Source organism: Vibrio sp. 1F255 (genome assembly GCF_041439145.1).
Classification (GTDB): Bacteria; Pseudomonadota; Gammaproteobacteria; order Enterobacterales; family Vibrionaceae; genus Vibrio; species Vibrio crassostreae_C.
On record NZ_JBGONQ010000002.1, the window covers coordinates 134,396 to 152,151 of the forward strand.

At 45.5% G+C, this 17,756-nt stretch carries 17 protein-coding genes; 10 read left to right on the forward strand and 7 right to left on the reverse strand.

What is annotated here, in order from left to right; all coding sequences use genetic code 11:
• The first annotated feature begins 108 nt into the window (after window positions 1-108).
• Window positions 109-1,989 carry a DNA topoisomerase IV subunit B gene (gene parE, locus ACED41_RS02170; RefSeq protein ID WP_017061428.1) on the forward strand — a complete coding sequence of 627 codons (1,881 nt, stop codon included), beginning with the start codon at window positions 109-111 and terminating at the stop codon, window positions 1,987-1,989.
• Window positions 1,990-1,992: 3 nt separating this feature from the next.
• Window positions 1,993-4,251, forward strand: a complete 2,259-nt coding sequence (gene parC, locus ACED41_RS02175; RefSeq protein WP_017067236.1) for a DNA topoisomerase IV subunit A — start codon at window positions 1,993-1,995, stop codon at window positions 4,249-4,251.
• A gap of 102 nt (window positions 4,252-4,353) precedes the next feature.
• Here the strand turns inward: parC and degS are convergent, their stop codons facing one another.
• From degS to zapG, 3 genes are all read right to left on the reverse strand, one after another.
• Entirely contained in the window at window positions 4,354-5,418 is a 1,065-nt protein-coding gene (gene degS, locus ACED41_RS02180; protein WP_017061430.1) for an outer membrane-stress sensor serine endopeptidase DegS, read from the reverse strand.
• Between the two features lie 158 nt (window positions 5,419-5,576).
• Window positions 5,577-6,932 (reverse strand): Do family serine endopeptidase, encoded by a 1,356-nt coding sequence (locus ACED41_RS02185; protein ID WP_017061431.1) that lies wholly within the window; start codon window positions 6,930-6,932, stop codon window positions 5,577-5,579.
• A gap of 126 nt (window positions 6,933-7,058) precedes the next feature.
• Entirely contained in the window at window positions 7,059-7,514 is a 456-nt protein-coding gene (zapG, locus tag ACED41_RS02190) for a Z-ring associated protein ZapG (RefSeq protein WP_371724404.1), read from the reverse strand.
• 219 nt (window positions 7,515-7,733) lie between these two features.
• Here zapG and zapE point away from each other — a divergent pair, with 219 nt between their 5' ends.
• The 8 genes from zapE to sspB all read left to right on the forward strand — a co-directional run bounded on the left by zapE (window position 7,734) and on the right by sspB (window position 14,073).
• On the forward strand, window positions 7,734-8,837 hold the full coding sequence (zapE, locus tag ACED41_RS02195) for a cell division protein ZapE (RefSeq protein ID WP_017061433.1): 1,104 nt from the start codon (window positions 7,734-7,736) through the stop codon (window positions 8,835-8,837).
• 247 nt (window positions 8,838-9,084) lie between these two features.
• Window positions 9,085-9,513, forward strand: a complete 429-nt coding sequence (gene rplM, locus ACED41_RS02200; protein WP_010434689.1) for a 50S ribosomal protein L13 — start codon at window positions 9,085-9,087, stop codon at window positions 9,511-9,513.
• Between the two features lie 13 nt (window positions 9,514-9,526).
• Entirely contained in the window at window positions 9,527-9,919 is a 393-nt protein-coding gene (gene rpsI, locus ACED41_RS02205; protein WP_004740758.1) for a 30S ribosomal protein S9, read from the forward strand.
• A gap of 330 nt (window positions 9,920-10,249) precedes the next feature.
• The gene (petA, locus tag ACED41_RS02210; protein WP_017061434.1) at window positions 10,250-10,840 is read left to right on the forward strand and encodes a ubiquinol-cytochrome c reductase iron-sulfur subunit; all 591 of its coding nucleotides are present in this window, start codon (window positions 10,250-10,252) and stop codon (window positions 10,838-10,840) included.
• Entirely contained in the window at window positions 10,840-12,105 is a 1,266-nt protein-coding gene (locus ACED41_RS02215; RefSeq protein ID WP_017061435.1) for a cytochrome bc complex cytochrome b subunit, read from the forward strand. Before petA ends, ACED41_RS02215 begins: the two co-directional genes overlap by 1 nt.
• On the forward strand, window positions 12,102-12,839 hold the full coding sequence (locus ACED41_RS02220; protein WP_017061436.1) for a cytochrome c1: 738 nt from the start codon (window positions 12,102-12,104) through the stop codon (window positions 12,837-12,839). The genes ACED41_RS02215 and ACED41_RS02220 overlap by 4 nt, the downstream gene beginning before the upstream one ends.
• Before the next feature lie 97 nt (window positions 12,840-12,936).
• Window positions 12,937-13,572 carry a stringent starvation protein SspA gene (gene sspA, locus ACED41_RS02225; RefSeq protein ID WP_009848943.1) on the forward strand — a complete coding sequence of 212 codons (636 nt, stop codon included), beginning with the start codon at window positions 12,937-12,939 and terminating at the stop codon, window positions 13,570-13,572.
• Between the two features lie 6 nt (window positions 13,573-13,578).
• Window positions 13,579-14,073, forward strand: a complete 495-nt coding sequence (gene sspB / locus ACED41_RS02230; RefSeq protein WP_017072808.1) for a ClpXP protease specificity-enhancing factor — start codon at window positions 13,579-13,581, stop codon at window positions 14,071-14,073.
• A gap of 254 nt (window positions 14,074-14,327) precedes the next feature.
• Here the strand turns inward: sspB and ACED41_RS02235 are convergent, their stop codons facing one another.
• The 4 genes from ACED41_RS02235 to ACED41_RS02250 are packed head-to-tail and all read right to left on the reverse strand — an operon-like array spanning window position 14,328 to window position 17,745.
• Window positions 14,328-14,933 (reverse strand): BON domain-containing protein, encoded by a 606-nt coding sequence (locus ACED41_RS02235; protein WP_017062905.1) that lies wholly within the window; start codon window positions 14,931-14,933, stop codon window positions 14,328-14,330.
• 16 nt (window positions 14,934-14,949) lie between these two features.
• On the reverse strand, window positions 14,950-15,540 hold the full coding sequence (locus ACED41_RS02240; protein WP_004729817.1) for a phosphoheptose isomerase: 591 nt from the start codon (window positions 15,538-15,540) through the stop codon (window positions 14,950-14,952).
• A gap of 2 nt (window positions 15,541-15,542) precedes the next feature.
• A complete protein-coding gene (locus ACED41_RS02245; RefSeq protein ID WP_017059277.1) occupies window positions 15,543-15,941 on the reverse strand; it encodes a YraN family protein in 399 nt (132 codons plus the stop codon).
• On the reverse strand, window positions 15,928-17,745 hold the full coding sequence (locus tag ACED41_RS02250; RefSeq protein WP_371724405.1) for a penicillin-binding protein activator: 1,818 nt from the start codon (window positions 17,743-17,745) through the stop codon (window positions 15,928-15,930). Before ACED41_RS02250 ends, ACED41_RS02245 begins: the two co-directional genes overlap by 14 nt.
• Window positions 17,746-17,756: the final 11 nt, after the last annotated feature.

Consider the following 17,756-nt stretch of genomic DNA (forward strand, 5'->3'; position numbering starts at 1 on the left):
CCAATACTTCGCTCGTTCGCTCTACTATGACGGTTCATAGTAATGATTCTGCTTTAGTGAAACTGGAGCCAGCGAACTGACGCAAACTTTTTGAGTAAACTCCGTATTATGACTGAACAATATAATGCAAAAGACCTCGAGGTACTTGAAGGTCTCGACCCTGTGCGACACCGCCCGGGAATGTATACCGAGACAGAAAGACCTAACCACCTTGCCCAAGAAGTCATTGATAACTCGGTCGATGAAGCACTAGCGGGACACGCTAAGAAGATCAAAGTGGTACTTCATGCAGACCAATCGTTAGAAGTTACCGATGACGGCCGTGGTATGCCTGTCGATATCCACCCTGAAAAAGGGATCTCAGGTGTTGAGCTGATTTTAACTAAGCTCCACTCTGGCGGTAAATTCTCGAATAACAACTATAAGTTCTCTGGTGGTCTGCACGGTGTAGGTATCTCGGTTGTAAACGCGCTGTCAAAACGTGTTGAAGTGACCGTACGCCGAGAAGGTCAGGTTCACGAGATCGCACTTGAAGGCGGTCATGCAGTAACAGAGCTTACTGTGACGGGCACTTGTGGTCATCGTAACAGTGGTACATCAGTACATTTCTGGCCTGATCCTAAGTACTTCGATAGCCCTAAATTCTCGACACTTCGTCTGATTAACAACCTACGTGCAAAAGCAGTGCTTTGCCCAGGTTTAGAAATTACCTTTATCGACAAAGTCGGTGGTGAAGAGCATAAATGGTTCTATGAAGATGGTCTAAAAGACTACCTTGCCGAAGGCGTGAAAGGTTACACCTTGCTGCCTGAAGAACCGTATGTTGGCGAATTCGTTGCTGAAACAGAAATGGCAAACTGGGCGATCATCTGGCAGCCAGAAGGCGGCGACATGATCACCGAAAGTTACGTGAACTTAGTACCGACTAAACAAGGTGGTACACACGTAAACGGTCTTCGCCAAGGTCTTCTTGATGCAATGCGTGAGTTCTGTGAATTCCGTAATTTGCTGCCGCGTGGCGTTAAGCTAACGGGCGACGATATCTTCGATCGCTGTTCGTACGTACTGTCGGTGAAGATGCAAGATCCGCAGTTTGCTGGTCAAACAAAAGAGCGCTTGTCTTCACGTCAAACTGCTGCGTTTGTGTCTGGTGTGGTAAAAGATGCGTTTAGCCTGTGGTTGAACGAAAAGCCACAACTGGCAGAACAGCTAGCAGAAGCTTGTATTGCGAATGCCCACCGCCGTATGCGCGCAAGCAAAAAGGTTGTGCGTAAGAAAATCGCTTCAGGCCCAGCACTGCCGGGTAAGCTAACTGACTGTTCAGTTCAAGACTTAAGCCGTACCGAAATCTTCTTCGTGGAAGGGGACTCGGCGGGTGGTTCTGCTAAACAAGCACGTGATCGTGAGTTCCAAGCAGTTATGCCACTTCGCGGTAAGATCCTAAATACATGGGAAGTGTCAGCAGACCAAGTATTGGCTTCGCAAGAAGTGCACGACATCTCGGTGGCTCTAGGCATCGACCCGGACAACGATGATTTATCCGGCCTGCGTTACGGTAAGATCTGTATCCTTGCCGATGCGGACTCGGATGGTCTTCATATCGCGACACTGCTGTGTGCTTTGTTTACTCGCCATTTCCATGCATTAGTTGAAGCGGGTCATATCTATGTGGCAATGCCTCCTCTGTATCGTATCGATTGCGGTAAAGAAGTGTTCTACGCACTCGATGACGCAGAGAAAGACGGTGTGCTTGAGCGACTATCGCAGAAGAAAGCCAAGATCAACGTGCAACGATTCAAAGGTCTGGGTGAAATGAACCCACTTCAGTTGCGTGAAACCACCATGGATCCAAACACTCGTCGCCTTGTGCAGTTAACGATTGATGACAGCGAAGCAACCAACGAGATGATGGACATGCTGCTTGGTAAGAAACGTGCAGATGATCGCCGTACATGGCTACAGACTAACGGTGATATGGCCGAGGTATAATGGATGTCTAACGAAATTACATATGATGGCGTTGAACAGCTGCCAATGCGCAAGTTCACCGAAGATGCCTACTTAAATTACTCAATGTACGTGATCATGGATCGTGCATTGCCGTATATCGGTGATGGCTTGAAGCCAGTACAGCGTCGTATTATCTACGCGATGTCTGAGCTAGGCTTATCGGCTGCATCGAAATACAAAAAATCAGCACGTACCGTTGGTGACGTATTAGGTAAGTATCACCCACATGGTGACTCTGCTTGTTACGAAGCGATGGTATTGATGGCGCAGCCTTTCTCTTACCGCTACCCATTGGTAGATGGTCAAGGTAACTGGGGTGCTCCTGATGATCCGAAATCGTTCGCTGCGATGCGTTATACCGAAGCCAAATTATCTAAGTTTGCTGAGGTTCTTCTAGGTGAACTAGGTCAAGGCACTGTTGACTGGCAACCAAACTTTGATGGCACGATGAAAGAGCCTCAAATGTTGCCTGCTCGCCTACCTCACATCCTACTTAACGGTATTACAGGTATCGCGGTAGGTATGGCGACCGATATTCCACCACACAACGTGCGTGAAGTCGCTAATGCAGCCATTCACCTAATTGATACGCCTAAGTCTGAGCTTTCAGACGTGATGGGTTTCATTCAAGGTCCAGATTACCCGACTGAAGCTGAGATTATCTCCCCGAAATCGGACATCGAAAAGATCTACCGTACTGGACGTGGCAGCATCAAGATGCGCGCGGTTTGGCACAAGGAAGGCTCTGATATTGTTATCACGGCTTTACCTCATCAAGTGTCAGGTGCGAAGTTACTTGAGCAAATCGCTAACCAGATGCGCGCTAAGAAGCTGCCAATGGTTGACGACTTGCGAGATGAATCGGATCACGAGAACCCAACGCGTATCGTTGTCGTTCCTCGTTCGAATCGTATCGACTGTGACCAATTGATGAGTCACCTGTTCGCGTCGACGGATCTAGAGAAAAACTTCCGCGTTAACTTGAACATGATTGGTTTAGATAATCGTCCTCAAGTTAAAGGCTTAGTTCAAATCCTGAAAGAGTGGATCGAGTTCCGTCGCACAACGGTTCGCCGTCGTTTGCAGTACCGTTTAGATAAAGTACTGGCACGCTTGCACATCTTAGAAGGTTTGCTTGCTGCTTATCTTAATATCGATGAAGTGATTGAGATCATTCGTACAGAAGACGAACCATGTCCTGTCCTAATGAGCCGTTTCAACATTTCTGAAATTCAAGCCAATGCGATTCTTGATATTAAACTTCGTAACTTAGCTAAGTTAGAAGAGTTTAAAATCCGAGCGGAACAAGAAGAGCTTGAAGCTGAACGTGAGAAGCTTGAAAAGCTACTCGGTTCAGAGCGTCGCTTGAATACGCTGATCAAGAAAGAAATCCAAGCAGATGCGGATAAATACGGCGATGATCGTCGTTCACCTCTGATTGAGCGCGCTGAAGCGAAAGCGCTAACAGAGCGCGACTTAGTACCAAGCGAACCAATCACGGTTGTGTTGTCTGAGAAAGGTTGGATTCGTCATGCCAAGGGGCATGAAGTTGACGCTGAAGGTTTGAACTACAAATCGGGTGATAAATTCTTAGCGAGTGCTAAGGGTAAGAGTAACCAACAAGCGGTGTTCCTCGGCAGTGATGGTCGAAGCTACTCCCTTGAGTCACATTCATTACCGTCGGCGCGAAGCCAAGGTGAGCCAATTACAGGCCGCTTGAACGTCAGCCCAGGTACTTCTATTCGCCAAGTGGTGATGGGAGAGAATGAACAATTATGGTTAGTCGGTTCTGATGCAGGTTATGGTTTTGTTTGTAAGGGTAGCGATCTGCTATCCAAGAACAAGAGCGGTAAAGCCTTGGTTAACTTGCCACAAGCTTCTGAAGTGATGATGCCAAGCCCTATTGCTGACTTGGACAGTAATCAGATTCTGGCGATTACTAACCAAGGTCGTATGTTGTTGTTCCCGATTAAAGATCTCCCTCAGCTGAGCAAAGGTAAAGGCAACAAGATCATCAACATCCCTTCTGCGAAAGCAAAAGAGCGTGAAGAGTTTGTCTCACATCTTATGGCTATCCCAGAGAATGCGACGCTGACTATCTACGCTGGTAAACGTAAGCTTGGTTTGAAACCTGCGGATCTTGAAAACTTCCGTGGTGAACGTGGTCGTCGTGGTGGTCTACTGCCTAGAGGACTACAGCGAGTGACTCGCATCGATATCGAAGAGCAAAGTGAATCGTAGAGATACTTGAAACAATCTTTAGATAAAAGAAAACCCAGCCTATGAGCTGGGTTTTTTGTACTTGTGTATTAGCAGCTTGAATCATTGCTTACAGAGTTTGCTCTACAGGCGAGTATCTTCGGCGATGGTCACCTTTAAGGTTTTGCTTTCACCTTGGCGCAATATACCCACATCGATAACTGTACCAGGTCGCAGGTCGGTAACGATGTCCATTACACTCTGGCGACCATTTACTTGGTTATCGTTGATACTGACAATAATGTCTTGAGCTTCAAAACCCGCATCGGCAGCCGGACCATTAGGGTCTATCCCCAACACAACGATCCCGCCGATATTCTTAGTACCCAACATGCGTGAGGTGACTGAGTTGATGTCTTGTCCATCGATACCAATATAGCCACGAATCACACGACCATCGGCGATGATCTTTTCCATGATTTTATTAGCAAGCGGATAGGGGATAGCGAATGAGATCCCATAGGTTTCCATGTCGGTAGCTTGCTGGAAAGAGGCGGTATTGATACCGACTAGCTCACCTTGTGAGTTCACCAGTGCGCCACCTGAGTTACCTTCATTGATTGCCGCATCGGTCTGGATAAAGGCTTGATGGCCATCGGCACTGATCGAAGAACGGCCGGTTGCAGAGATGATACCAAAGGTTGTTGTTTGACCTAGGTTGTATGGGTTACCGATAGCCAGTACAACATCACCGACATTGGCTTTGTAATTAGGATTGAGTGGGATCACCGGTAGATTATCACCGCTGACTCTAAGTATCGCGATATCGGTGCGTTTGTCTGAACCGACAAGTTGCGCAGCTGCTACTCGGCCATCTTGAAGTGCCACAACTATTTGGTCTGCTTGAGCCACCACATGGAAGTTGGTAATGATGTAGCCTTTCTCGCTAACAATCACCCCAGAGCCCAAACCTTGTGTGAGCAGTTTGTTTCGATCGCTTTCAGCGTATTTACGGCTATAAATGTTAACCACTGCAGGCGCCGCGCGGCGAACTGCTTGGTTAAATGAAATCTGAAGAGAGCCAATATTATCGACTTTAGGGCTAGTGACGTCAGCGACAATCGCTGGTCTTAAGCTCGGGAAGGCGAGAAGAATAAGCGCCGCTGAAACGAGTCCAAGGGAAATAGAACGAAATAGAAAGGACAGCATGTTTCCCTCTTCAACAAGTAAGGTGTGAAGCCTCCATCAATGGATGACTGATTTGATTACAAGTGAAGCATAGCATTTTGATTGATCTAAAGAAAAGGGAGACTGAGTAAGTTTAAAGCAAACTTACTGAGCCTCCCTGTAATTGCGCTGACGTAAGACTATCGAATCACAAGATAGATAGTTCGGTCGCCTCGCTGGATATTAAGCGCCAGTACACCAGGTTGTTTTTCAAGAATCTCTCTAAACTCAGCAAGGTTCTTAACGGGCTGGCGGTTTACTCCGATGATGATGTCATCTTTCAGGAGTTGATAGGCTTCGGCTGGTGAACCTTGAGCAACATTCGATACCTTGACGCCCGTTGCAGAGTCACTCTCTGTTGTGTTGGTTAACTCAGCACCAGCTAGTCCTTCATGGAGCTTCTCAGCTTGTGTTTTATTATTGGTGGATTCACCAAGCGTCACATCAAAGGTTTTGCTCTTACCGTCACGAACCACACCCAGTTCAATCTGCTTACCAGCGCCGAGTGTTGCGACCTTAGCTCTTAACTCGCTGAAGGTATCAATGCGTTTGCCATTAATAGAGACAATAATATCGCCCGCTTTCAGTCCTGCTTTATCGGCTGCGCTGTCAGGGACGATTTGGCTAACAAAGGCGCCCTTGCTTGATTCATAACCGAGTGCTTCTGCCAATTCAGAGGTCACTTCTCCGCCTTGAACGCCAAGCATGCCGCGTTTTACTTCACCGAAGTCGAGAATTTGTTCTGTCAGGTTTGTCATCATATTAGAAGGGATTGCAAAGCCGATACCGACATTACCTCCGTTAGGGCCAAGAATGGCGGTGTTGATACCAATTAGCTCACCGTTAAGGTTCACTAGCGCACCACCAGAGTTGCCGCTGTTGATTGCTGCATCGGTTTGAATGAAGTTTTCAAAGTTTTCTAGATTCAGGCCGCTACGGCCGAGTGCAGAAACAATACCTGATGTCACGGTTTGCCCAAGTCCGAATGGGTTACCGATCGCGACACTAAAATCACCAACTCTTAGTTTGTCTGAGTCTGCGACTTTTATCTGGGTCAGGTTTTTGGCTTCTTCTAATTTTAGCAGTGCGATATCAGACATCTGGTCGCCGCCGATTAGCTCAGCATCGTACTCTCGACCATCATGCAGTTTTACTTTGATATCGTCCGCACCATTAATGACATGGTAATTGGTCACGATATGACCTTTCTCGGCGTCAATGATGACACCAGAGCCTAATCCGCGGAAGGGACGCTCTCGTGTTTGTTCTGGACCAAAAAAGAATTGAAATTGTTCAGGGATTTGCTGACGTTGTACCTGTTTGCCTTCTACGGCAATACTAACCACAGCGGGGGTCACTTGTTCAAGCATAGGAGCAAGGCTCGGTAATTGTTCATTACCCACACTTAATGGCAGTGCGGCTGTTGCTTTAATGGGGGTGATGATTGAACTTAAGCTTAAAGTTAGCACTGATAAAGCAAGCAAAGGTTTTTTCATCATAAACTCCTCTCTAGTTAAGGTCTTAACCCTCTTATACGTTTAATAAGTATGATAAGTTTCAAATGACCTGAGTGAAAGTTATGACTCAAAAACCTTTGTAAAGTTCACAGAAGTGTTAAATGTTTACGATACTTTTGCTGTAACAACATCGGGAGCATTCATGATTTCTTTCTTCTGCTCTGTAAATAAACCGGTTGCGCCATTAGCGTAATCTTTCGGTTGTTCCTCAAGTGTCGCCTCTTTTACTGAAGGCTTCTCTTGTGGCTTGTCCGAATGGGCAGCGGCTGTTTTCACAAACGGGTTATCTTGCTCTGGCAGGTTAGGAATCAGCTCTGAGCTTGTTTTTTCCATGTGTTGGTACAGTTTTGTGTAGTCTTTACCTAATGTGTCCAACATTTCTGCTGATTTCGCAAAGTGATCAGCCAGCTCTTGTCGCTGCTGCTCAAGGGCAAACTTTGCGCTATCCAATTCTTTCTGTACGTTCTTTTGTTTTTTGTATTCAGGTGTCATGAGACGAGAAATAGCGACCCCTAAAATAACTCCGACTAGTAAACCGGCAACGGCATACATCCAAGGCATAACAGCTCCTTATTATTGTTTTTTAACATGTTTGTTACTGCTTAGTTACACGTGATACGGCTCCATGGTACTATGAGAAAGCCGCAGTATAAAGAGAAATGCGTGTGCGCTAGTTAGCAGTTTGATGCTGCATTATTCACCACATCACGTTATTCCTCGTACTGTTTGGGCTCATTTTTAGTTGTTGTCTGATATTGCTTTCATTGTGGAAATGTCGTCATGAATCCCATTAAAAAATACGAACAAGATATAAAAGAACATGGATTTCAAAGAGATCCAGCACAAGAGCAAGCCGTAAAATCTTTAGATGAACTCTTTCATCAATTTCAAGATTACATGAATACGCCCATTCCTCAACTGACTCGCTTCCAGAAATTACTAGGCAAAAAGCCAGAACTGCCACAACCACCGAAAGGTCTCTATTTTTGGGGTGGCGTAGGGCGAGGAAAAACGTACCTAATGGATACGTTCTATGATGCCTTACCGACCACTAAAAAAATGCGTGTTCACTTTCACCGTTTTATGTATCGAGTTCATGATGAGCTAAAGGCGCTAGGTAATGTGAGTGATCCATTGCCTTTAGTCGCAGACAAGTTGAAGGAAGAAGCGGACATTATCTGTTTCGACGAATTCTTTGTTTCAGACATCACCGATGCGATGATCCTAGGAACCTTGTTCCAAGAGTTATTCGCTCGAAACGCTATCTTGGTTGCGACCTCTAATATTCCACCTGCGGATCTGTATCGCAACGGGTTACAGCGAGCGCGTTTCTTACCTGCCATCAAGCTCATTCAAGACAACTGTCATATCCTTAATGTCGATAGTGGTATTGACTATCGTCTACGTACCTTAGAACAGGCTGAGATTTACCATTACCCGCTAGATAGCCAAGCGAATATTAATCTCGAAAAGTATTACGCTCAGCTCGTTGGTGAAGATAAAGAGAAGCTTAAGCAGATAGAGGTTAACCACCGTCAATTAGATGTAGTCGAAGCGAGTGATGGCGTACTGCATGGCACCTTTGCTCAGCTTTGTCAGTCGGCTCGTAGCCAGAACGACTATATTGAGTTGTCTCGGGTTTATCACACAGTTCTATTGGCGGATGTATTGCAAATGGGCGCGACTTCAGATGACGCTGCGAGGCGCTTCATTGCATTAGTTGATGAGTTCTACGAGCGCAATGTGAAGCTGATTATTTCAGCGGAAGTGGAGCTAGAAAAGCTATACACCCATGGTCAGCTAGAGTTTGAATTTAAACGTTGTCAGTCGCGTTTAATTGAAATGCAGAGCCATGAATATTTGGCAAAAGAACACTTAAGTTAGCTTTGATTATCTCGAATAAGAAATAGAATTAAAAAAATCGTGATTTTGTTCAAAAAGAGGTGATTTTTTCTTCGCTCTTCTCTATAATCCTGCGACCTACCGTTACTGCGGGCCTCTAGCGATGAGTAAAATCACGTTATGCCAAGAGTTTTCCAACACTCGAAGGGGTGATGAATGGTAACTCTTAGACAGTGGGAATACGCGAGTATTCCTTAAGTGTAAATTTTTTAAATAGGTAATTATTAGCATGAAAACTTTCGTTGCTAAACCAGAAACTGTAAAACGCGACTGGTATGTTGTAGACGCTGAAGGCAAAACTCTTGGCCGTCTAGCAAGTGAAATCGCTTCTCGCCTACGCGGCAAGCACAAAGCAGAATACACTCCTCACGTAGACACTGGTGATTACATCATCGTTGTTAACGCTGAGAAAGTTGCTGTAACTGGTAACAAAGCTAAGGGTAAGGTTTACTACCGTCACTCAGAGTTCCCAGGTGGTCTTAAAACTATCACTTTTGAAAAGCTAATTGCTAAGAAACCAGAAATGGTTCTAGAACTAGCAGTTAAAGGTATGCTTCCACGTGGTCCTCTAGGCCGCGCGATGTACCGTAAGCTTAAAGTGTACGCTGGTACTGAGCACAACCATGTTGCTCAACAGCCACAAGTACTAGACATCTAAGGGGATTATGAAAATGGCAGAGAATCAATACTACGGCACTGGTCGTCGCAAAAGCTCAGCAGCTCGTGTTTTCATCAAACCAGGCTCTGGTGAGATCGTAATCAACAAGCGTAGCCTTGATGTTTACTTCGGTCGTCCAACTTCTCGTATGGTTGTTAAGCAACCTCTTGAGCTAGTTGAACTAACTGAGAAACTTGACCTTTACATCACTGTTTCTGGTGGTGGTATTTCTGGTCAAGCTGGCGCAATCCGCCACGGTATCACTCGCGCTCTTATGGAGTACGATGAAACTCTACGTCCTGCTCTACGTGCAGCTGGCTACGTTACTCGTGACGCTCGTTGCGTTGAACGTAAGAAAGTTGGTCTACGTAAAGCACGTCGTAAACCTCAATTCTCTAAGCGTTAATTTTTCTTTACGAAAAAGTACACGCCCCCAGTTTTACGACTGGAATTGTGGTTCAAAGCTCGGCTATATGCCGGGCTTTTTGTTTTTATACCCCCTCTAAACGCTTTCCCTTCCTCGTTTTATTTCCAAATTCTTATATTTTGAAAGCTTTTGTAACCCAATGTGCGCTTTGCCTCATGATTGTTACAAAAAGGTAGCTTTATCTTGTCAAAAAGTAGGGTTTTATTTATCATTTGCCGTCAATAAATAGAACTAAATACATATTTTGTTAGCCATGCTCTTTAATCGGAATTATTTCAATCCACAAGGAGCAAATGGGAGAATGTTTGGATGAGCAACGCGCCTTTAAATAACGGTCGCAGGCGTTTCTTAACCGCAACAACAGCCGTTGTTGGTGGTTTAGGAGCAGCTGCTGTAGCCGTGCCTTTTATTAAATCATGGAATCCGAGTGCCAAGGCGAAAGCTGCGGGCGCGCCGGTGGAAGTGGAAGTCAGTAAGTTAGAACCGGGACAAATGGTTCGTGTCGAGTGGCAAGGTAAACCTGTATGGGTTGTACGCCGTGCTGAGTCGGTACTAGAAAACCTAAAATCGATCGGTGGTCAACTTCGTGACCCTCAATCTGAAGCTGAACAACAACCAGAATACGCACAGAACGAGTTCCGTTCAATTAAGCCGGAATTCTTCGTTGCTGTTGGTTTCTGTACGCACTTAGGTTGTTCTCCAACTTACCTGCCGGATTCTTTTGCAGAACAAGTTCAGGGTGTTAAGTCTGGTTTCTTCTGTCCTTGTCATGGTTCAAAGTTTGATATGGCAGGTCGAGTATTCCAAGGCGTACCAGCTCCATTGAATCTTGTTGTACCAAAGCATATGTATTTGAGTGACACTAAGATCATGATCGGTGTGGACGAGGGAGACGCGTAATGCAAGGATTGCTTGATTGGGTAGAGAAACGTCTACCCGCGATGAATGCGTATAAAAAGCATTTATCTGAATACCCAATGCCTAAGAACTTTAACTTTTGGTACCTTTTCGGTTCTTTGGCAATGTTGGTATTGGTTAACCAAATCCTTACGGGTATTTGGCTAACAATGAACTACGTACCGTCAGGTGAGGGTGCATTTGCTTCTGTTGAATACATCATGCGTGATGTGGAATACGGTTGGCTACTACGTTACATGCACTCAACAGGTGCTTCGGCATTCTTCGTTGTTATCTACCTGCACATGTTCCGTGGCCTAATCTATGGTTCTTACCAAAAGCCTCGTGAGCTACTTTGGATCTTCGGTATGTTGATCTTCTTAGTGCTTATGGCTGAGGCTTTCATGGGTTACCTACTACCATGGGGTCAAATGTCTTACTGGGGTGCTCAGGTAATCATTTCTCTGTTTGGTGCGATCCCTGTTATCGGTGATGACCTAACGCTTTGGATCCGTGGTGACTACATCATCTCTGGTGCAACGCTGAACCGTTTCTTCGCACTGCACGTTATCGCTCTACCAATTGTACTTCTGCTGCTTATCGTACTTCACGTACTAGCACTGCACGAAGTGGGTTCGAACAACCCAGACGGTATTGAGACGAAACTTCCTAAAGGCACAATGGGCGACGACTACAAAACGCAGTTCCCATTCCACAAGGATTACACTAAGAAATACGACATCATTGACTCTATTCCTTTCCACCCATACGGGACCGTGAAAGATATGGTTGGTGTGGCCGGTTTCCTATTCTTCTTCTGTTATGTGCTGTTCTTTAACCCAGAGATGGGTGGATTCTTCCTTGAGCCGCCAAACTTTGAAGCTGCTAACCCACTGAAAACACCAGAGCACATCGCTCCGGTATGGTACTTCACGCCGTTTTACGCAATTCTGCGTGCTGTTCCTGATAAGTTGCTAGGTGTTGTAGCAATGGGCGCATCTATTGTTGTGCTATTCCTACTACCATGGTTCGACCGTTGTAAAGTGCGTTCTTACCGTTACCGTAGCAAACTGCATTTGATTAACATCATCCAATTCACAATAAGCTTTATTGCGCTTGGTGTACTTGGTGCGCTTCCAGCAACGCCAACATACACGCTACTGGCTCAAATCTTTAGCTTAGGTTACTTCATGTTCTTCGTTCTACTGTGGTTCTACAGTAAAAATGAAGCGACGAAACCATTACCAGAAAGGGTGACATTCAAATGAAAAAGTGGATTGTAATTTTATTTGCTATGTTGCCGTCACTGGTGATGGCAGCGGGTGCAAACGTACCATTAGACAAAGCGAACAATGATTTAACAGACAAAGCTTCATTGCAAAATGGCGCTAAGATGTTCATGAACTACTGTTTCGCTTGTCACTCAACGCAGTACCAGCGCTATGAACGTGTTGCGAATGATTTAGAGATCCCCGTTGATCTTATGAAGGAAAATCTGATTTTCGACCCTGAAGCTAAAATCGGTGACTTGATGGTTAATGCTATGCCTTCTGATCAAGCGGCAAGTTGGTTTGGTGCTCCGCCACCAGACCTAACATTGGTTGCTCGTGTTCGTGGCGCAGACTGGCTGTACACTTACCTTCGTACTTTCTATGAAGATCCGTCTCGTCCATTTGGCGTGAACAACATTGTTTTCCCAAGCGTTGGTATGCCGCACGTTCTTGAAGAACTGCAAGGTATCCCAACACCAATCTACGATACTCATATGGTAGATGGCGAGGAAGTGACGGTTGTTGTTGGCACTGAGACTGACGGCTCTGGCGAATTAAGTGCTGGTGAATACGACGAAGCAGTTCGTGACCTTGTTAACTTTTTGGTTTACTCGGGCGACCCAGTTCAACTTGAGCGTCACGCTATGGGTTGGTGGGTAATGGCCTTCTTAGTAATCTTCACTATCATCGTGATTTTGCTGAAGAAAGAGTATTGGCGTGATGTGCACTAATTGTGCTATAATACCGTGCTAATTCCCAAATTATGTTAATGTTCAATGGAGGCTTTAGGCCTCCATTGTTTTTATTTAAAGTGTACTGGAGGGCTCCATGGCTGTAGCTGCCAATAAACGTTCTGTAATGACTCTTTTCTCAAGTGCTTCTGATATGTATAGCCATCAGGTGCGCATCGTTCTTGCTGAAAAAGGCGTAAGTGTTGAAGTTGAGTTGGTTGATGAAAAAAATCTACCAGCAGAGCTTGTTGAACTGAACCCGTACAAATCAGTACCTACTCTTGTTGATCGTGAGCTTGCTCTATATGACTCGAAGATCATCATGGAATACCTAGATGAGCGTTTCCCTCACCCACCGTTGATGCCTGTATACCCGGTTGCTCGTGGTAACAGCCGTCTAATGATGTACCGCATTGAGCGTAACTGGTATTCAGTTGCAGAGAAGATCGTTAAAGGCAACGCTGAAGAATCTGAAGCAGCTCGCGTTAAACTGCGCAACGACCTACTGACTCTTGCTCCTATCTTCGCTGAGTATGAATACTTCATGAGCGAAGAGTTTAGCCTAATTGATTGTTACCTAGCTCCGCTATTATGGCGTTTACCTGAGCTTGGTATCGAACTAATTGGTCCTGGTTCTAAAGAGCTTAAGATTTACATGAACCGCGTATTCGAACGTGATTCATTCCTAGCTTCTCTAACTGAAGCTGAGCGTGAGATGCGACTCGTTCGCTAAGCGTTTATGGATATTTCTAATATGACTCCACGCCGACCATACATGCTTCGTGCATTTTATGAGTGGCTGGTTGATAACGAACTAACTCCACACCTTGTTGTTGAAGCAACATTACCGGGTGTGCGAGTTCCAGAAGAGTTTGTTCAAGATGGTCAGATCATTCTGAACATCGCGCCTCGTGCGGTTGGACAACTTGAACTGGGTAACGAAGCTGTGACGTTTAGTGCTCGCTTTAGTGGTCGTCCACACTCTGTGATCGTTCCGCTTTACGCAGTACAAGCGATTTATGCTCGTGAAAATGGTGCTGGTACCATGTTTGAACCTGAAGAGGCTTACATGGAAGCGTTTGAAGAAGGGATTGAAGAAAGTCCTTTTGAAGAACCAGAAAAAGGCCCATCTTTGAGCGTAGCAACGGCAGACGTAGATGCTGAAGAGCCAGACTCAGATCCTGAGCCACCTCGTCCAGCGAAAGGTCGCCCAAGCCTTCGTGTTATCAAATAACGTTAGTTATACCAATCACAGTAAGTAAGTGATCAGAAATAGCGCAGGAAAAAAGCTTGAGAGCAAGGCGGAATTTTTTGATAAGTAGTTATTCTACAATCAAAAATTCTAACGCAGTTATCGAGATTTTTAACAAGCTAGAATGATAGATTATTTACTACGATTGGTATTAGATAACGAACCAAATAAAAAAGCAGCGACTCGTCGCTGCTTTTTCTTTTCTGCTATATCGCATTTAGTTGACTGGCTTACGGCTAGTTAACAGCCGTCTCTTCTTCACCGTATTCAAACGCTCGAATAACCTGTTTTACGCCAGATATGTTACGCGCAACTTCTGTCGCGATATCGGCATGCTCTCTAGTCACGAGTCCAAGTAGGAATACTTCAGAATCCTCAGTAATCACTTTTACTTTGATGCCGTTAAGCTCAGCATTCGCAAGCAGAGCTGATTTCACCTTAGTGGTAATCCAGCTGTCTTTACTGATAGCACTTACAGACAAAGGTTCTTTCACTCGAACTTGATTGTGGATGCTCTCAACGCCAGCCACTTCTTTGGCTTGGTTTTCAAAAGCGCGACGTTCTGAATCTGTGGTTGCTTGCCCCATCAACACCACTGAACCTCGGTATGAGCTTGCGGTGACACGTACATTGCCACGGAATGGTTGTTTATTGGTAATCGCTGCAACTTCAAATTCGATGTTGTTGTCGTTCCAAATCTCTTTGGTTGTTCGCGTATCCGTGACTAGGTTTGCAGTAGTTGCAGCACCAGCAATGAAAATGCCAGCACAACCAGACAGAGACAGTGTAAGTAGCGAAACATTAATCAGCTTAAACAGCCTCATAGAGGTTAATGATTTCATTGTGATGCTCCGTATATCACTCTTCGTGGGCAGGGAAGAGTACTTGATCGATTAGGTCACATAGGCAGTGCAGTGTCACCATGTGTACTTCATGAATGCGCGCTGTACGGTGTGACGGGATACGAATCTCTACATCGTGTTCACCAAGCAAACCTGCCATCTCACCACCATCTTTACCGGTAAAGGCGATGATGGTCATGTCGCGAGTTACCGCCGCTTCCATTGCCTTGATGATGTTCTTGCTGTTACCGCTAGTCGAGATAGCCAACAGAATATCGCCAGTTTGACCGAATGCACGCACCTGCTTAGAGAAGATCTCTTCATAGTGGTAGTCGTTAGCCACAGCCGTTAGCGTGGTGTTGTCTGCTGTGAGTGCCATTGCTGGAAGGCTAGGGCGCTCTGTTTCAAACCGGTTGAGTAGGCACGATACAAATTGCTGAGCATTCGACGCCGAACCACCATTACCACAACAAAGAATTTTGTTTCCGTTAAGCAAGGTCGCAACCATTGCTTGAGCGGCATGCGTGATTGCGTCAGGCAGAGCTTCTGCAGCCGCAATTTGGATTTGAATACTTTCTGTGAAACTTTCTTTAATGCTGTCTAGCATGTTTATCCTTGGGTAATCGCGTTTTGAATCCAGTCGATAGTGTCATTAGGCCCTTCAATGGCAACAATATCAAACCTGAAATCTGTAGAGTGCACCGACAATCCTTGCTGCATAAGCCAAACATTGGCTGTTTTGAGCAGTTTCTGTGACTTCTTGGCAGTCACCATTTCAGCGGCATGTCCGTAGCGGGTTTGCTTGCGGTATTTTACCTCAGCAAACACAACCGTATTGTTATGGCGCATTATAAGATCAATCTCGCCACATTTTGCTATGAAGTTTTCTTCTATTAACGATAAACCGTGGTTAATCAGATAAGATTTTGCCACGGCCTCGTATTTATCACCCACTTGTTTGTGGGTGATGGTTGGTTTGGATAGGAACTTTCGGCTAAAAAGCCCCATGCTCTGCCCAGCTGATTTCACGTTGAACCACACAGTTGTTATCGATGGTTAGCACACCCGTTTCACCTGGAATGCTGTAACCCTGTACGGCTTTCATCTGTGGCAGTGCATCCATTAGGTAGTATGCATCCATTCCCAGTGCTTGCAGACGCTTTTGGCCGTTTGAGTGTGCAGGCCATAGGTCGTTTAGCTCTTTATTAAGCTCGTTTTTGTTCTCAACCAATAGTGGGATGTCGCTGTAGAACACGCCGGTTAGGTCTTCATACTGCTTATCACCGCTGTTGCTGCGTGAGTTTGAGAAAAGAGCGGGCTGGCTAGCATCAGGGTTAATTGCAACTTCAATGAAGGGTTTGATTAGCGTTAGCTCTGAGTTCTTAGCCACAATGTAAACAGAATCGATATCACGACGGCTGCGTGGCTCTGTTTCTAGGTCTAGGTTCAGTAACCCGTCCATTTGAGCGATACGCTGTTGGCTCTCTTGCAGGCCGAATACCTGATTCACATTACGTTGCAGTTGGCGTTTGTCAGAGAATAAGCTGATAGCCACATCGTTGCTGCTGTATTTTTTCCACTCTTCTTTAAACGCTTGCTCAACACGCTCACCTAAACGTCCTCTTGGCGCAAGGATAAGCGGATACTTGTAGCCTTGAGCAAATAGGTGTTTCGCTGCCTGAGCAACTTCTTGTTCTGGCGATAGAGCGAGATAACAAATGTTAGTATCAGGTTCTAGTTGTGTTGGAATGTTCAGAGCTAAAGCTGGAATCGAATTCTCGTGGTTTTTCTGCGCTTGCTGAAGTTTAGTGATGTTACTCTTGATCAGCGGGCCAACGATGAAATCAACATTGTTCTCTTCCAGTGTCGCTTTAATCTCAGCGGCACTTTGCACGTTGGTATCCATTACCGTCAGCGTTGCATCTTCTTCGCGCTCTTTGTCATTCATCATCGCAAAGATGAAACCGTCACGCACAAGTTGTGCCTGCTTGCCGTACTTACCGGTTAGAGGCAGTAATAGTGCAGTGCTGGTTGGCTTGTTGATCTCTAGCGCCAAGATGTCAGTGATCGCCTGAGGTGTATATGTTGCTGCTGGGTGCTGAGAATTCTCTGCTAGCCAATCAGACAGGGTTTCCTGCAGGTTTGGAAGGTTTGAATTCAGCGTCTTCATGTAAATCGCCAGCTGTAACCAACCTGCAAGAACGTCTTCTGTAGGCGACGTCTTAAGCTCTAGAATCTCATATTGAGAATAGCTATTTAGGTTCTGCCAAATACGGTCAGCAGCTTGCTGTTGGAGCTCGTCGTCAGCGTCTAGATATTCTGAATAAAGAACTAACTCACGGCTTGCTTCAAAATACTCGCTTTGCATTTCAGAAATGTTCGCGCGTAGCTCGTGATAATCTTTCCACTGCTCGTTCGGAAGTTTCCACCAAGGCTGGAAGTTCAGTTGGCTATAAGCTTGTTCAGGCTGCGAGTTATTCACCAGCAGTTGAGCGCGCGCTAATTGCCATTCCGCTTGTTGCGTTTCGCTCAGCTCTTGTTTTGCTAAGCGTTTAATCAGCAGAGTTGCTTGATCGGTTTTTCCAACTTGCACAGAAGCCTTAAGCGCCATGATTAACCAGTCGTTTTGTAGACTTCCTTTGCTACTATCCGCCTGCATCATATAACTTTCAGTTGATTGCGCTGGATCTAGTGTAATATCAACGCTCGTTGGTGCTTGAGGACCTGAAGAACAAGCCGCCAATGTAATTGCTAATGCAATTGGAGTTAGTAAGCGTGGTACACTGAGTCTCTTATGGTTCATCGTTGCCATGAGTTCTTTAA

Excerpts from the sequence above, each read along its gene's own strand:
- ACED41_RS02185 (WP_017061431.1), bottom strand. The coding sequence starts at position 6,932 with ATGAAAAAACCTTTGCTTGCTTTATCAGTGCTAACTTTAAGCTTAAGT.
- parE (WP_017061428.1), top strand. The coding sequence starts at position 109 with ATGACTGAACAATATAATGCAAAAGACCTCGAGGTACTTGAAGGTCTC.
- ACED41_RS02215 (WP_017061435.1), top strand. The coding sequence starts at position 10,840 with ATGCAAGGATTGCTTGATTGGGTAGAGAAACGTCTACCCGCGATGAAT.
- ACED41_RS02235 (WP_017062905.1), bottom strand. The coding sequence starts at position 14,933 with ATGAAATCATTAACCTCTATGAGGCTGTTTAAGCTGATTAATGTTTCG.
- parC (WP_017067236.1), top strand. The coding sequence starts at position 1,993 with ATGTCTAACGAAATTACATATGATGGCGTTGAACAGCTGCCAATGCGC.
- ACED41_RS02245 (WP_017059277.1), bottom strand. The coding sequence starts at position 15,941 with ATGGGGCTTTTTAGCCGAAAGTTCCTATCCAAACCAACCATCACCCAC.
- rplM (WP_010434689.1), top strand. The coding sequence starts at position 9,085 with ATGAAAACTTTCGTTGCTAAACCAGAAACTGTAAAACGCGACTGGTAT.
- zapE (WP_017061433.1), top strand. The coding sequence starts at position 7,734 with ATGAATCCCATTAAAAAATACGAACAAGATATAAAAGAACATGGATTT.
- sspA (WP_009848943.1), top strand. The coding sequence starts at position 12,937 with ATGGCTGTAGCTGCCAATAAACGTTCTGTAATGACTCTTTTCTCAAGT.
- degS (WP_017061430.1), bottom strand. The coding sequence starts at position 5,418 with ATGCTGTCCTTTCTATTTCGTTCTATTTCCCTTGGACTCGTTTCAGCG.
- petA (WP_017061434.1), top strand. The coding sequence starts at position 10,250 with ATGAGCAACGCGCCTTTAAATAACGGTCGCAGGCGTTTCTTAACCGCA.
- ACED41_RS02240 (WP_004729817.1), bottom strand. The coding sequence starts at position 15,540 with ATGCTAGACAGCATTAAAGAAAGTTTCACAGAAAGTATTCAAATCCAA.
- sspB (WP_017072808.1), top strand. The coding sequence starts at position 13,579 with ATGGATATTTCTAATATGACTCCACGCCGACCATACATGCTTCGTGCA.
- ACED41_RS02220 (WP_017061436.1), top strand. The coding sequence starts at position 12,102 with ATGAAAAAGTGGATTGTAATTTTATTTGCTATGTTGCCGTCACTGGTG.
- zapG (WP_371724404.1), bottom strand. The coding sequence starts at position 7,514 with ATGCCTTGGATGTATGCCGTTGCCGGTTTACTAGTCGGAGTTATTTTA.
- ACED41_RS02250 (WP_371724405.1), bottom strand. The coding sequence starts at position 17,745 with ATGGCAACGATGAACCATAAGAGACTCAGTGTACCACGCTTACTAACT.
- rpsI (WP_004740758.1), top strand. The coding sequence starts at position 9,527 with ATGGCAGAGAATCAATACTACGGCACTGGTCGTCGCAAAAGCTCAGCA.